Origin of the sequence: Paenibacillus sp. FSL K6-2859 (assembly GCF_038008265.1) — a bacterium.
GTDB classification, from domain to species: domain Bacteria; phylum Bacillota; class Bacilli; order Paenibacillales; family Paenibacillaceae; genus Paenibacillus_AQ; species Paenibacillus_AQ nitricinens.
Genome location: NZ_JBBOYU010000001.1, coordinates 6,393,543 through 6,409,660, shown reverse-complemented (window position 1 = coordinate 6,409,660; position 16,118 = coordinate 6,393,543). Strand labels below are relative to the sequence as shown.

At 41.5% G+C, this 16,118-nt stretch carries 8 protein-coding genes; all 8 read left to right on the top strand.

The features are described from left to right. The first annotated feature begins 66 nt into the window (after positions 1-66). The 8 genes from MHB64_RS28600 to MHB64_RS28565 all read left to right on the top strand — a co-directional run bounded on the left by MHB64_RS28600 (position 67) and on the right by MHB64_RS28565 (position 16,085). Positions 67-1,194 (top strand): glycosyltransferase family 4 protein, encoded by a 1,128-nt coding sequence (locus MHB64_RS28600; RefSeq protein WP_042131352.1) that lies wholly within the window; start codon positions 67-69, stop codon positions 1,192-1,194. A gap of 159 nt (positions 1,195-1,353) precedes the next feature. Beyond that, a complete protein-coding gene (locus MHB64_RS28595; RefSeq protein ID WP_341135889.1) occupies positions 1,354-5,262 on the top strand; it encodes an S-layer homology domain-containing protein in 3,909 nt (1,302 codons plus the stop codon). 156 nt (positions 5,263-5,418) lie between these two features. After that, positions 5,419-5,760, top strand: coding sequence for a hypothetical protein (locus MHB64_RS28590; protein WP_042131350.1), 342 nt, complete (start codon positions 5,419-5,421; stop codon positions 5,758-5,760). A gap of 821 nt (positions 5,761-6,581) precedes the next feature. Beyond that, complete coding sequence (locus tag MHB64_RS28585) at positions 6,582-9,254, top strand: Ig-like domain-containing protein (RefSeq protein WP_341135888.1); 2,673 nt, start codon at positions 6,582-6,584, stop codon at positions 9,252-9,254. 87 nt (positions 9,255-9,341) lie between these two features. Further along, on the top strand, positions 9,342-9,878 hold the full coding sequence (locus MHB64_RS28580; RefSeq protein ID WP_341135887.1) for a hypothetical protein: 537 nt from the start codon (positions 9,342-9,344) through the stop codon (positions 9,876-9,878). 151 nt (positions 9,879-10,029) lie between these two features. Then, complete coding sequence (locus MHB64_RS28575) at positions 10,030-10,296, top strand: alpha/beta-type small acid-soluble spore protein (protein WP_341135886.1); 267 nt, start codon at positions 10,030-10,032, stop codon at positions 10,294-10,296. A gap of 341 nt (positions 10,297-10,637) precedes the next feature. Continuing rightward, a complete protein-coding gene (metK, locus tag MHB64_RS28570) occupies positions 10,638-11,840 on the top strand; it encodes a methionine adenosyltransferase (protein ID WP_042192431.1) in 1,203 nt (400 codons plus the stop codon). Positions 11,841-12,044: 204 nt separating this feature from the next. Then, on the top strand, positions 12,045-16,085 hold the full coding sequence (locus MHB64_RS28565) for an Ig-like domain-containing protein (RefSeq protein WP_341135885.1): 4,041 nt from the start codon (positions 12,045-12,047) through the stop codon (positions 16,083-16,085). Positions 16,086-16,118 lie beyond the last annotated feature (33 nt).

Here is a 16,118-nt window from a genome sequence, read left to right as displayed (position 1 = left end):
ATTGGAATTTGTTTTTGTAACAGCGTATAATTCAATGCGGTAGAGAAATGGGGGTCGACTGATCAAATGTTAATCATATACATCGCTGGATTTATCGTATGCATGGGACTCGCACTTGGCCTCACACCTTTGGTGAAGAAATTCGCCATCAAGATTGGTGCAACAGATGTGCCGAATGCTCGTAAAGTGCACACGAAAATTATGCCCCGCCTTGGCGGATTAGCTATTTTTCTAGCGTTTGTGTTAGGCCTGCTTGCCGTATTGCCGATTATTCCATACGAGTTCACTCCGCGGGAGGTCAACTTCATCAAAGCGCTGCTATGTGGTGGCGGACTGATTGTACTTATCGGGGCACTTGATGACCGGTTCGAATTATCAGCAAAAGTGAAGCTACTGGGCCAAATTATCGCAGCCTGTATCGTTGTTTTCGGCTTTGGTATTACTGTAGATTTTGTGAATATTCCATTTAACAATACGTATTCCTCACTGGAGAGTTGGATTGCTATCCCGCTTACGATTTTCTGGATTGTCGGTGTTACCAATGCCGTTAATCTGATCGACGGGCTGGACGGGCTTGCGGCTGGTGTATCAGGAATTGCAATTGCTACGATTGCGGCAATGGCTTTTGTGATGGGAAACACCATGGTGGCAATGCTGTGTCTGTTGCTTCTGGGTAGCATCATCGGGTTCCTGTTCTTTAACTTCCATCCTGCTAAGATTTTCATGGGAGATACGGGTTCGCTGTTCTTAGGCTTTTGCTTGGCATTACTTGCTTTGTTAGGATTTAAACAGATCGCTGTAGTTTCGTTTATTACACCTTTGCTTATTATCGGTGTACCTTTGTCGGACACGTTCTTTGCGATCGTGCGCCGTAAGCTGCAGAAGAAACCAATCTTTGCACCAGATAAAGGTCACTTGCATCACTGTCTACGCGAGCTTGGCTTTAGCCACCGCCAGACTGTACTCATTATTTATGGTATTGCTGCATTTTTCGGTATTTTAGCTGTTATTCAATCATCCGCAGCTCTTTATGAAGCAAACTGGGTTACATTCGTGGTTATCTGCATCATGCTCTTCTTCTTGCAGATCGGTGCTGAAATCACAGGTTTGATTGGTAAGACTAAACGTCCACTGATTGATTTCTTTTTAAGAATGCGCATGAAGGCTGATCCGGAAAGAGGCTCTAAGTCTTAAACGACTAAGCAATTATTCTAAAATTTTCTAAACTTAACAAAACTCATCCGATTTCGGATGAGTTTTTTGTTATTTTCCCTAAAAATATCGCTACTTATGACCGATAAAGAACAAAGTGAAGGTTTACGAGAACTTATACTCAAAGGAGAGATATAACACATGCAACGCTTTAAGAGACCGTTCGTTTGGCTGATGCTGGCGGCTTTGATCGTTTCTATGTTCCCAGGTAAATACACGCCGATAGCGGCAGCGGCTACCACGAGCTCTACGACTTTCTTCAGTCCGGATGATCTCACATTACGTAATACTGTTTTGTTGAAGCAGGACGTTGTGCCAACAACAGATAATCAAAACCCAGAGGGGTTAATTAGTCGTTCTAGTGTCTACAAAATAAGTAATCCTACCTTTTCGATTACAGGGACTTACTCACAGGTAACTTCATCTACAATGAAGGTTACTGTTGAGCAGTTGACTCAGGATAGCTCATCTAAAAAATGGGTAACGGATTCGACTCGATTGACTACGGGAACAGTTACAACAGATAACAATAGTCCGGACAATCGCTTCGTAGCGTCTGGTCTTGTTTTGTATACAGGCTTTAATAAGATTACTTTCTCTGGTATGCAAGGTAATCTCCAACGCTCAGAATCTTTCTATGTGCTTTATGATCAAGTTCCTTACGTAACCGAATTAAAAGTATTGGGTGGACCTTCTGCACTTAATTTAAATGAAGGAACGCAAGTAGTTGTGCCGGTATCTACAGTTACTCTCCAAGGTAAAGTAGCGAATGCAACGAAAGTTAGTGTCTCCGTGAATGGCGGAACAGCTCTGCAAACCTCCTTATTGGAAGACGGAACATTTTTTACACCTGCTTTGAATTTGAATCCGGGATTAAGTACTCTTAAAATCGTAATTCAAAATGCTTCGGATTCAATAACCATTGACAGATCGGTTTATTTCTTTGATAAGGATCAACCGTTTGCTTCTTTGAACATCAATCATAATTCAGTCGACTATAATATTCTAAATGACAAAGTACCGACATTAACTGCTGACCTGACACCTAGTGTTGCAGGTTTTACAGGACAAATATTGGTGCCTTACAATGTAGCTCCATTCAAAACAAGTGCTGTACTAACTCTTAACAAAGGTACTACCAGTACTGAAAAAGTTGTTACGATAAAAAGCGTGGATGAGGAATTAACTATTCCTGGTCCTGATGGCGTTACTCCAACGTACAAATTGGTTAAATTTACGACTAACACAAATCTAGATATTCTCCCAGGTGTAAATGACTTTAAGCTATCCGTTGATTATGGCACCCACAGTAGTTCTCATATCTATTCTTATAAATTTTTAAAAGATGAGACTGTCATAACGGAAATGTATTATCTTCCTGGATATACAGGCTCAGGTGCTCTTACAAATATTTCGAAACTACCTCTAAATGGTCAACAGTTGGAAAGTGATACCTTTTATATTTTGGCTAAAACAAATAAATCAACTTCAGCTGTTTTAACTGCTAACTATTTACCTTTGAGTAATAAACCGTTAAGTATAACTCCTGTTCCTGAGGCGGTTACTGGTACAAACGAATACGTTTATAAAATTAAAGGTTTTTCTAACGGTCAGCAGAAAGTACAGTTCAGATATACAGGATCGGAGTCTTATTATAATGCTGATATTTCATATGTATCTAAAAACTATATTTATGTAAGTAATCTGCAGGACGGACAAACCTACGAATTCGATTCAAGTGCCAATAATAGACTAACTGTAGCCGGCGAATATATTGGATTTGAGAATATCACAAACGCACAAGTGCAGATTAATGGTATTGATAGTCAATCATTACCTGAAAAACCTAAGTTTGAAGTATCAATGACAAAACCAGATTTCAATTTCGACTTAAAAATCAGTCAGACAGGGCCTCTTGTGTATGGTGAGAATAAAATCGTATTCACAGGAGTCTCACTAGATAATGCTGGGAATCAGCGGATTATTAAAAAAGAATTGAAGATTTATATTATTGATACCAATACTTCTGGTATAAAACAATTCCACCCTACTTTGGGAGATAATCGTCTACCTTTTACAAGAACAACGCTTTCTAATGAAGTTGAGCGTAATGCCATTCTGGCATTGCCAGCAGAAATTGTATATAAGGATGAAAAATATACAACGAGCAAAGATAAATTCGACTTGGTGCTACAAGGTAGCGGTGCTACGACGCTGAATCTGTATCAAGGTTCTACGTTGGTCTTTTCTTCGACGGGTCAAGATAAGCTGCTTACAGACATTGAACAGGAACCTATTGGGCCAAAACGTTACCCTGATGAGTTGGCTGCAAATGGCCTGTACTATGAGTACATCGGAAGCGCTAAGAACTTTATCTTACGATTACGTGACATTAAATTTGATGCTCCAGGAAGTCAAGTTTATACCCTTGAGCTTATTAATAAGACTGGGGCAAGAACTACACAGCGTCTTGAGGTAGTACGTGAAGTAGCTCCATATCGTCTTCTCTCACCTGTACCAACGGTAGGTAAACAAATTGTTGTTAACAAGAACTTTGTTCGTTTTGATATTGAGGCAGAAGGCGCTACCAAAGTAATAATTGGTAAGGATGAAGCCAAAAAACGTACGGATTTTCCGAATTCAGATCGTTTTACCTATGATTATGTAGGTTTGAAGGCAGACAAATCCACGCCAATTAAGATACAAATCGTACGTGCTAACTCTACAATTAGCGATACTATAGATGTCTATTATGCCAGTGCGGTACAGATCGATACACAGTATATGGCAGAGAAGGTAGCTACGAAGTATAGTGTTTTCAATAAAGCTCTGGAATTGAATTTCCCTAAAGGGACTATTATGAAGGGATTTACGAGCTCTGGTGCTGCGAAATATTATCCTAATACAAAATTATTGTTTGGTATTGCTGACCCCGCTGACGGTGTCGTTGAACGAAAGAATGATTACGGGAATATAATTAACGTCACTGGTAGCGATGAAAGAACAGAAGGTGGGGGAGGCCAACTTGTGATCCCGCAGGATCTCGCTTTGCGCTTTACATCAACCGTCTCTACAAATAATTTTTCAAGAGTATCTGATATCTACTGGCTCAGTGGTGGTCTAGGAGAAGATGGTGTTAATATTGAAACCAATGGCGTTACTCCGCATTTTGTGGACGCTAGCGGGAAGACGGGGTATTTTACGCAGTACAGTCAAACTCGTAAAATTGTACCTTCTCAACGCGGTGAATTGACGCTTACTTTTAACTCCAGTATTGTGGATGAAGTGGGGTCGACAATAACAGTATTCCGCTATACCGATGCTGGGAAATGGGAAAACATAGGTGGAGAAGTTGATACGAAGAAGCACACCATCACAGTTCCATTTGATGAGTTTGGTTATTACACTGTTATGAAGCTACGTCGTGGTTTTGTTGATATTACAAATCACCCATGGGGTAGAAATATTATGAATGGATTGTATTCGAAAGGGTTCATGACTAATCTTCGTGCAGATGCATTTGGCGCAGATGATTTAACAACACGTGGCGAATTCGCTACATTACTGGTGAAATCTCTGAGTATTCCTTTAAACTATGATGCCAATAAGCAAACATTCTTCGATATTGTCCCACAAGCGGTTTCGGCTACCTGGGATTTCAAACATATTGAGACTGCTGCTAGGGCGGGTATTGTTACAGGACTAAGTGATGGCTTCTTTGGACCTGACCAAGCTTTAACACGTGAACAAGCGGCAGTAATGATCGCTAGGGCGCTGAAGTTGAAGATGTCTTTGAATGACAATAAACTCTTGGCAACCTTAAGTAAATCGTTTGTTGATACAAGTAATATGGATTTCTATTCACGCCCTGCCATTGAGGCTGTGTCTAAAGCTAAGATTATGGAAGGAAGCGCCGTGACGGTTACAGGACAGAAGAAACCTGTATATAACTTTAATCCAAAGGGTAAATTGACTAGAGCGGAGGCTGGAAAGATTACAGTTGCACTTTTGCAAAAGAGTACAAGCATCTTCCCGAAGAACTTTAACTAAAGCAAATAAAATGTTCACCGGCCTGCGAAAAAATATTCGCAGACCGGTGTTTTAATGTAATGAGAGCAATTACCAAAGACATATATTTTGTATTCTTCTTAGATTTACGTTACAATAACGTAGAAAATATTATTTTCTGAAAGGTGAAAGCCAACCATGAAACCGATTTTAGCAAAAGCACAGTTGGATTACATGAAAGCCAAGAATATGTTTGAGAATAGAGCAAAAGTGTTGGAGAAGGAAATCGCGGCTAAACGGGCACTACAGGAAATTACACAAGAGGTCATGGAGGAGCTTGTGCAGGCTACAGGATTCCATGATTCATACAACGAGCTTGTTGTGGCTGAGAATGCCCTTATCGAATGGTCTCATACTACGATTAAGCATGAAAAGAGCTACCGCGAGAATCGCGCAGCTATTGATGCAATGTACGACAATGTAAACTCAAGTCCTGAAAAGCGTCAGGAATTGATCCAGTTATCTATGAAGATTCGTTAGACCCTACTGTAATAGAAGCAAGCGCCGACAACGGCGCTTTTTTGTTGCGTTCAGCATGATACTATCTATAAAGCGGATCTCCGGATGGTGACGGTAAGTAGTAGCTATCAGCTTACGAATCATCAAAGCATTGAACCAGGAGGCGAACCGAAAAAAGAACATGTTTAATCGAACCTATAAGCGAAGGTTTTTAGGTTATAGCTTTATGAGCTGTAGGTCAGAAGGGGAGCTGCCATATAAACAACCTATGGTGAATGTGAGAAATCAGATCTTTATGACCCTTTATACTCAAATTTTGTAGGAATGTTTAAATAAATGGCACTAGTGTTAATGATACTTAGTAAATATTGCATAATGACGTTTTGAAAACGACTATGGTATACTAATTTCCGTGGCAACCCAAGATTAACAATAGTTAGTAGAACATACATATGTATCTTCTATTGGGATTGTACCGGGAAACAAAAAAAGAAAAGTTTTTTTTGAGAAACCGCAACTTTTCCAAATCTTCTGCGTTTAAGGTGTAGAGTCATTTACACAGGCAGTTGAAATTAACCGGTGGTAAAGCGAATTTAACAAAATGGAAAAATTAGCTTTACGTGACTTGAGGCACATTGTATAATACTTAGGTATAATTAGGAATCTAGTATTGTCATGTCCTGATCATTGTTTACCAGTTTCTGTGATACCCGTCACAGACATTATTTATACTTAATTTGCTCAACTCTGGAAAGGGGGTGCATCGGCTAATGAGTGACACGAGCTACTCAACTAAAGAAAAATCTCAGTTTATGAACGTCCAAGGAGGAGAAAAAAAGGTTATGAAGAAAATTTTATCCGTAGCATTATCTACAGCAATGGCATTCTCGATGTTTGCCTCTGTAGCGTTTGGTGACGCAGCAGCAACTCCGCAACAAAAATTTGACGCTTTGGCAGCAAAAGGTATTCTCAATGGGTACCCAGATGGTCAAGCTCACCTTGAAAAAGATCTTACTCGCGCTGAATTCGCGAAGATCGTTACTAAATTGTTCGATCTTACTGAAGTAACTAACAAATTGTCTTACAAAGACAAAGGTTACAACGCTAAGAACTGGGCAGTTCCTTACATCGAAGCTGTTACTGCAGCTAACTTGATGCAAGGTAAAGATACTGTTAAAGGTATCTTCGACTACAATGGTAAAGTAACAGTTGAAGAAGTAGCGGCTGTATTGTTCCGCGCTTTGAAACTTGAAACTCCAGCAACATCTGACAACAGTGCATCTGCATGGGCTAAAGGTTATGCTCAAGCGGTAATCGATGCTGGTCTGATTGCTAAAGACACTAACTTCAAAGCTAACGCTAGCCGTTCTTTGGTAGTTGAAACAGCTTATGCAGTTGATCAATTGAAAGCAGCTCCTACTGTAGCTTCTGCTGAAGCAGTAAGCCCAACTAGCGTAGTTGTAACTTTCTCTGACAAAACTACTACTACTGTAACTTTGACTACTGCACTTGTAGAAGGCGTTGAAACTTCAATTTCCTTCAAACACAACAATCATGACTACACTACTAAAGTAACTTTGGCAGCTCCTAAGGTTCTGTCCGTAGAAGCTCCAAACGCTAAACAAGTGGTTGTTAAATTCAACCGTGTAATTAGTGCTGATTCTGTGATTGAAGATGGCAAATTGCTTGCTGACACTGTTAAGGTAGTGCCTGTTAGCGGAACTACAGTAACTGTTGTTGGTTCAGCTGCAAGCTTGAATGAAGCTGGCACCGAGTTGACAATCACTCTTGACAAAGTTGATACTGACTACTTGAAGGGTCAATACACAGTAGTAGTAAGTGACAGCGTTCTGACATCAGCTGGAACTAAAGTTGCTACTTACACTACATTGTTGACAGTTGCTGATACAGTAGCTCCTACAGTTAAGGCTATTAATGCCGTAGCTAAAGAATCTACTAAAGAAGTATTCGTACAATTCAGTGAGCCTGTAAAACAATATAGCTTTACTGCTACTATTAACGGTGTTTCTGTAGCTGTATCGAAGGAATCCGCTGATACATTTAAATTGACTACAAATACTGCACTGAAAACTGGTACAGCTAATGATGTAGTACTTAACAAAGTTACTGACTTTGCTGGCAACGTTGCAAGCACACTTAAAACAAGTGTAACTGTAGTTGCTGATACAGCTGCTCCAACGATCGTTAGTGTTACTCCTGAGAGTGACAACTATGTAAAAGTTAAATTCAACAAAAAAGTTAACGCTGCATCCTTCAAGGGTAATGTTTCCTTGTTGAAAGCTGACGGCGATAAAGTTGGTAACATGAATGTTGTTACAACTGATGATGGCGACACAATTAAATTGCAAGTGCCTAGTAGCTTCGCGTTCCCAGCATCCGGAACTTTCACTGGTACACTGTCATTCGCAGCATCTGTTCGTGATACACTGGGTAACACACTTGGAGCCACTGTGACTCAAGCAGTTACTTTTGTTAAAGACACTACTGCTCCAACTGTAGTATCTGCTACTTACGGTTCTAGTGGTCTTGTACTGACTTTCAGTGAAGATGTTGTACTTGCAACTGGTTCCGTTAGCATCATTGATGAATCCACAGGTACTGTTGTTGGTTCGCCAATTACTCAAGCTGACATGACTGTAAAAGGTGCGAAAGTAACTGTTAAGACTAGCACTACTTTGAGTGGAGACTACACTGTTCGCCTAACTGCTGGATTGGTGAAGGATAAAGCAAGAACAGCTAATGCTTCCGACGCAGCAACAGTTGCTCTTACAGCTGAAAAAATCAATACCAACGATGACAAGAGACCTACTGTTACTTCTGTAGTTTATACAGCTGCTTCTTCAGAAGCTGGTTACCACCAATTTACAGTAACAGCTACTGATAACATTGGTTTGAATGTAGCTTCGCTTCGTGATTCTAGCAGCTATGTCCTGAACGGTGCTGCGCTACCTTCTGGTTCTTACGCAGTTATTGATCCAACTAAGGTTGTAGGTACTACTACTAAACCAACTTCTGCTGAAGTGAAAGTATTCATTCCAGTAGGCGGAATTACAGAAACTAAAGATTACACATTCAAAGTTGTTGGTATCTCTGATGCAGCTGGTAACGGAATGGAAAACACTTCTTCGGCTTCGGTAGTTCATGAGCTTAAGAACACAACTGCTCCTAAGTTGACTGAAGCAGCTATTAACAGTAATGCTGCATACCTGACATTGACATTCTCAAATAAAATTACAAGTGTTGATCCTTCAGACTTTGAAGTCGTTGCAGGATTGAATGGATCTGATCCAAATAAAACACCTGTAGTAGTAAAAGCGACTGTTGGTTCTGGTAGCGAAGAAGGTAAAGTATTGTTGCAACTCAACGTTGACGGTAAAGACATCACTGATTTGAACACTCTTGATTCCCTTACTGTTGAAGTTAAGGCAAATGCTAAATCTGCCGACAAAGATAAACTTACAATTGTTAAAGGTAACAAACAAACTGTAAGATAATAAGCTTCCTTTCGAAGCAAGAATAGCCTCTTCGGAGGCTATTCTTTTTTTATAGGCATTTATCCCCACTCATGAGGAGGAACTTCATTGAAATCGGTATGGAAAATAACAACAGCTGCTGTATTGCTGGCTGGTGGTCTATGGGCAGGATCACTGTTGAATGTTACTGCTGAAGGTGCAGGTGTTGGTTCACAGCCTGGCACAGCAGATGATCCAGTGGTTACCAAAAGCTATGTAGATCAGCAAATTCAGAAAGCACTTACAGGTGGTACAGGTACAGCTCCAGTAGCTACAGCTACTCCGAGTCCTAGCTCAGCTCCAACAGCTACAACAAACCCGACTACTAGCAGTAATGAATCCGTAATTGTCGATGTAAAACCAGGACAAACCTTAATTGCTTCCGCAGGCGCTGAATTTATCGTTCGTGCGGGTAAAGCGGTTATCTACTCTCAGGATGCAAATGGTGTTGCTGATTTAACAGATGGTAAAGATCTTGCCAATGGAGTAGCTGCGCCATCTAACCATTTATTATCCTTCCCTCGCGATGGTCGTGGTATTACTGTCCAAGCAGGACAAACCCTTGGCCTTGTTGTCATGGTTCGCGGTGGTTATACACTGAAATAATTTGTAATCATATATTCATAATGCCCTTAAAAGTACTTGATCATACCTTCAAACTGATTTCCAAAGTTACAAATCATTGGCGCGATTGAAGAGTAGATGTTGGACGCACAATATTCCTGTAATCTTACAAATTCACAGGAGGTGCTGTAACATGGCACGTAACAATCGTACAGTGGTACCGGAAAGTCGGGCAATGCTAAAGCAAATGCAATATGAAATTGCAGCTGAATTTGGTTTATATGGAGCGCATTATGGAGGCGGAGCAGACACAGAGTTTGCATCTGAATTAGGAGCAATCGGAGGTAATGGTTCTGGCCGTAGCCAGTATCTTGGACATCTTAGCTCAAGAGATAATGGCTCTGTTGGCGGAGAAATCACGAAGAGACTCATTAAGCAAGCTGAACAGTCTCTTCTTTAAAAATATCAGGGTGAAATAATTCTTATTATTCCTATCTGATATTTCTATTTAATACCGTGGAATCAATATTTATACTGTGATGGAGGGGCTTCGGAGTAATTGACACCACCTCCCAAATAAGATAATATGACTTTTGAGGAAAGCCTTAGACCTTTTCCATATGGGAAAGGTTCATTTTTTTGAAGAGTTTAGTGAATATAAACATGAAATACTGCAATCATCCTTCATAAAAAGAACAGGCTCCTGAGTTTCTTAGTTTTATAGTTTTTTATAATTTGGCCTGTGATTATTAAGGAACTCCTTATACAGTGTCAGACTAACCATAAGGGAGGTTGTTATACTTGTCTATTAAAGGGCGTCATTTGTTTACTTCCGAGTCCGTGACGGAAGGGCATCCGGATAAAATCTGTGACCAGATTTCCGATGCGGTACTCGATGCATTTTTAGCTAATGATCCAAATGCACGTGTAGCCTGCGAAGTAGCAGTAGCAACTGGTCTTGTTTTGGTGATCGGGGAAATCAGTACCAAATCTGAGTATGTAGATATTCCTGCCATCGTACGCAATACCATTAAAGAAATTGGATATACACGTGCAAAATATGGTTTTGATTATAATACCTGTGCAGTTTTGAGCTCGCTGAATGAACAGTCGGCTGATATTGCTCAAGGTGTAAACTCTGCTCTCGAGCACCGTGATCCAGCACAATTGGCTGAAGAAACAGCAAATATTGGTGCGGGTGATCAAGGCTTAATGTTCGGTTTTGCTACGAATGAAACACCAGAACTGATGCCGCTACCGATCGCTTTATCTCACCGTATTGCTCGTCGCTTGTCTGAGGTTCGTAAGAACGGAACTTTGGAATATCTGCGTCCTGACGGAAAGACACAAGTTACGATTGAATATCAAGATGAGAAGCCTGTACGCGTGGATGCTATCGTAGTATCTACACAGCATGCGGAAGAAATTTCTCTTGAACAAATTCAGGCAGATATTAAAGAGCATGTAATTATGCCGGTTGTTCCTGCGGAACTACTCGATGCTGAAACTAAGTATTTTATTAACCCAACTGGACGTTTTGTTATTGGTGGTCCTCAAGGGGATGCCGGTCTGACTGGACGGAAGATTATCGTTGATACGTATGGCGGATATGCCCGTCATGGCGGTGGCGCATTCTCTGGTAAGGATCCAACTAAAGTGGACCGCTCTGCGGCTTATGCAGCTCGTTATGTGGCGAAGAATCTTGTAGCTGCAGGTCTAGCTGATAAATGTGAGATCCAGCTTGCTTATGCCATTGGTGTGGCTACTCCTGTCTCGATTAATGTGGATACATACGGAACAGGTAAAATCAGTGAGGAAAAGATGGTTCAACTGATCAGCAACAACTTTGATCTTCGCCCTGCAGGCATTATTTCCATGCTTGATTTGCGTAAACCGATTTATAGACAGACAGCAGCATACGGCCATTTTGGACGTACAGATGTAGATCTTCCATGGGAACGCGTAGATAAAGCAGAATTACTAAGAGGTCAGGCTGGACTGTAGAAGTTAATCATACGTTCTTATAATCATTTAAGCCCGTAAGCTGGCACTTAGTGTCGGCTTACGGGCTATTTTTATGGAATGGATAGTAATCGCTATTGATTCTATTCATAGAGAAGTAGACTACTAAACTTTGTAAGCCCTTTAACCGAAATATAAGAGTATACATAAAGACGTTAGTATGGTTTGAGAGGAGTCTATCACAGCATGAAAAGAAAAATTTCAATATGGACGGCACTTTTCCTAGCGGGAGAACTGGTACTTGGAGCAGGGTATCCTTCTATCGGAATTGGAATATCGGCAGTACATGCTGCAGCGGAATTTGGCATTAGTGTGTCGCCAGCACCTGGAGCAACCTTTGTAAATATTGGGTCATCTCTTAAATTAAGCTTTGATCGTCAAGTGAATCCCCAGGCTGGAGAAATTACGATTACAGGTCAGGGTGATAGTACACCTTTTGTGACGATTCCTATTGGTAGCTATGGCTTAATTGGTAGTTCAAAAGAATATGAGCTTAAGTTAGGGCCAAATCAACGATTTATTCCGAATAAGGCATACACGGTCACAATTCCCAAAGGATTATTCAAAGATAATGAGGGGAACGAATCAGGACTTACTTCATGGGCATTTACCACCGCTCCTGAGAGTAATACAGCGATCACGGCAGGCAACTTTTCACCGGCTAGTAATGCAAGAGTAGATGCCGGGAGTTTAAAGGAACTTAGTCTGACACTAAATAAGCAGCTGTTAAAGGGTGGGGGCTCTATCCGAATCCTGTCCTCAGCAGATAATACAACCGTGCAAGAGTTCAGAATAAAGGATGATAACACTAGAGTTAACGTTCTGACTGATGCTAACTCTACTACAGTTAAATTAACGTTGGAGAAAGCATTGGCAGCCGGAGGAAATTACTATGTTCTTATTGATGCCTATGCTTTTAAGGATGTTGATAATCGAACGTTTGCTGGGATTTCTAGCGGAAATGTATGGAGTTTCTCTACGAAAGGTGTAGCTGAAATTCCAATGACTCCATCACCAGCTAACGGTGCAGGCGGTATATCTACCACAGGAGCGCTACAGCTCACTTTTGACCGTCCTATGATGCCTGCATCGGGTGTAATTACGGTGTCCCCAGGGGCAGCTAACGATGCTAGAACAAGATGGCTCGATGTGAACTCCCCAGCCGTTACAGGAGGAAGCAGCAGAACCATAACATTGAATCCAGCGTCATCAGCCTCACCTCTGCTAAACGGCACGCAATATACAGTTACCATCCCCCAAGGTGCTTTTTATGATCAAGATGGAAATGTATTTCCTGCCTCGGGCCCGTACACTTGGACCTTCACAACGGTATCTTTGACTGGACTTGGTCTAAGTGCTTTGAATCCATCTGATCGAAGTGAATCTATTGCTAACAACAGATCCTTTTCGATTGCGTTTAATCGGGATGTGAATTACAACAGTGCAGTGGCCAATGGTGTGGCTCTATATAAAAGCGGAGGATCTCAGGTGCAGGTTAACGTTACTCGGAGTACCACTACAGCTAAAGAATTTATAATCACACCTTCTGTAGCGTTAGATAGTGATTCAACTTATTACATTGATATCGCTAAAGGGGCTTTTGTAGACGCAAGTGATGCTAACGTTCTATATGACGGATTAAGCGGTAAAAATTCATGGAGCTTCAAGACCTTGTCTCTGGACAAAACTGCTCCACAGCTCACATCTGCACAGCTTGAGAACAACCGAACCATTCGTCTGAAATATAATGAGTCTCTCAATTCATCCATAGCGCTGTTAACCTCAAGCTTTGGAGTTACGGTGAACGACGAGAATCGAGCGATTGAAAGTGTTTATATTCAGGGAGACAGCGCTTATCTGGTGCTGAGTACAGGAGTAGCTGTTGGGCAGATTGTAAAGGTCAGCTATACTGGCGGACTGCGGACGATTCAGGATCCAAGCGGAAATGCAGCGAGCACTTTTAGCTCTAAACAGATCACGAACTCCATTGAGTCCTCCATGCCGACACCTAAAGACGGGCGAATCACAGGGAGATCTGTAGTATTAAATTTTAACGACACACTAAAATCGGTTTCCTATTACGCTCATAACCAGTTCCTAGTGACAGCAGATGGAAGCTCACTTGGGGTCAACTCGATCAGTTCCAGTGGCAATACAGTATATTTAACATTGGGCAGTGAAGCATCGAATGGACAGAACGTTCGGGTGTCCTACTATGCAGGTTCGTATCCTTTGCTAAATTCTTATGGACAAAATATTGCGGACTTTACTGATTTCAATATCCGTAACAGTAATGATACGATTGCGCCAGTGTTTCAAAGTGCTACCGGAGGCGGGACTAAAATCATTTTGAATTATAATGAAGGCTTGTCTACAACCAATCTCCCACTGAATAGCCAATTCTCTGTTTTAGTGGGCAGCACGCCTAATTATGTAACTAATGTATCGGTCAGCGGCACTCAGGTTACTTTGACACTTCAGACAGCGCTGACGGTGAATCAGAATGTGACTGTATCTTATGTGCCGGGCTCTGCAGGGGTGAGCGATTTGAATGGAAACCGAGCGGCGTATATTAACCTGCAGCCTGTATCCATCTCAGAAAACAGCGGCACTACTATACCGGAGATTAATTCAGCGACCGTTTCAGGTGACGAGTTAACCGTTACTTTTGCAAAGAATATGCAGGCATCCGGTTCCCTTTACGCGAATCAGTTTGGAGTTAGAGCAGATGGCAGCAGCTTGGGAGTGCAATCCTACTATATCTCAGGCAATATTCTAAAAATAACGTTATCCTCGGTTGTAAAGACCGGTCAAACAGTGGACCTGTCCTATATGTCTGGTACCGGTACGATTAAGGATTTGAGTGGGAATACACTATCCTCATTCTCAGCATTATCTGTTCAGAATCTAACCGGAGTGACCACTGGATCTGGAAATCGTCCATCCTATCTAGGAACACTTGTAACGAGTGAATTTGGAAAAGAGTATGCACTATTAAAGAGCGATTCCTCGCAAATTGTGGATGATCGTTCTGTATATAATCAATCGGTAAAAAGATATACTTTAAACGCAGAGCGAATAGCTGCCAGTTATGAATATCTGTATAAGATGAATAATGATGTATTAGCTTTTGAGGTTCCTTCCACGGAACAAGCAGCTTTTGTGACGGTTCCGCTAAAACCATTGCTCGACGCGGTGAACCGTAATAAAAATACAAAGTTTATGATTCGACATGGAGATAACCTATTTAGTGTGGGACTCAATGATATTGATATGAACGGACTTGCGAGTAGCTTGATCTCGGACAGTAAAAATATTTCGCTCGTGTTCCGCTTGGATAAAGTTCCAGCAGGCACATTTACACCTTTTGAGCAAAAGCTACAAACGATGGGGATGCGAACCATTACTAGTCTTATGGATGTCCGGGTGACTGCGATAATTAGTGATAATTATGCGAATGCCAAGGCACTGACAGTACCAGGAGAATATACCGTACGTACTACTTCTTCATTAAATAGTGCGCAGACATCTGCGGCCAGGTTAGACCTTTCCTATTACGATGCGGCTTATCTGCCTACAAAAGTCAGTACGGTTGGTAACTATACGGTTATTCGTGCTCGTACCGCTGGTAATCAGATATTAGGGACTTTCTTATCCACCAGAGCCTTCACGGATATGGGTAAGCATTGGAGTAATGCAGTTGTTGCTGAACTTAGCGCTAAGAATATTATTGATAGCAGCTACGGTAGTACGTTTAATCCGGAGAAAAAAATCACCCGAGCTGAGTTTGCTATTATGCTTAGTCGTGGTCTTGGTCTGCTAGGAGATCGTGAGACCGCGCAACGCTTCCGGGATGTGCAGCCTTCCACACAAACTGGAGACTATATTGGCGCAGCGGCTAAAGCCGGTATTATTACAGGGAATACGGATGGGACCTTCCGTCCGAATGATAATATAACACGTGAACAGATGGCGATTATGATGATTCGTGCGATGGAATATACCAATCATCCGATTACGCTAAGCGGCACTTCTGCCTCAACACTTGCAAAATTCAAGGATAAGTCGAAGATTCAGAATCAAAGCGCTGAGTTCGTCGCAAAGGCAGTGCAATCTGGCATTATTCTGGGCATGACAACAAGTGAATTCCAGCCCCAAGGAAATGCCACACGTGCTCAAGCTGCCGTGATGCTGCAGCGGATGTTGAAACAGGCAGATTACTTGTAAGCAACTCTCATAAACAACGAAACAATTGGTAAA

What these genes read in the sequence shown, in the direction of transcription:
- MHB64_RS28600 (WP_042131352.1), top strand. Translation starts at nt 67, where the DNA reads ATGTTAATCATATACATCGCTGGATTTATCGTATGCATGGGACTCGCA.
- MHB64_RS28565 (WP_341135885.1), top strand. Translation starts at nt 12,045, where the DNA reads ATGAAAAGAAAAATTTCAATATGGACGGCACTTTTCCTAGCGGGAGAA.
- MHB64_RS28595 (WP_341135889.1), top strand. Translation starts at nt 1,354, where the DNA reads ATGCAACGCTTTAAGAGACCGTTCGTTTGGCTGATGCTGGCGGCTTTG.
- MHB64_RS28575 (WP_341135886.1), top strand. Translation starts at nt 10,030, where the DNA reads ATGGCACGTAACAATCGTACAGTGGTACCGGAAAGTCGGGCAATGCTA.
- MHB64_RS28590 (WP_042131350.1), top strand. Translation starts at nt 5,419, where the DNA reads ATGAAACCGATTTTAGCAAAAGCACAGTTGGATTACATGAAAGCCAAG.
- MHB64_RS28585 (WP_341135888.1), top strand. Translation starts at nt 6,582, where the DNA reads ATGAAGAAAATTTTATCCGTAGCATTATCTACAGCAATGGCATTCTCG.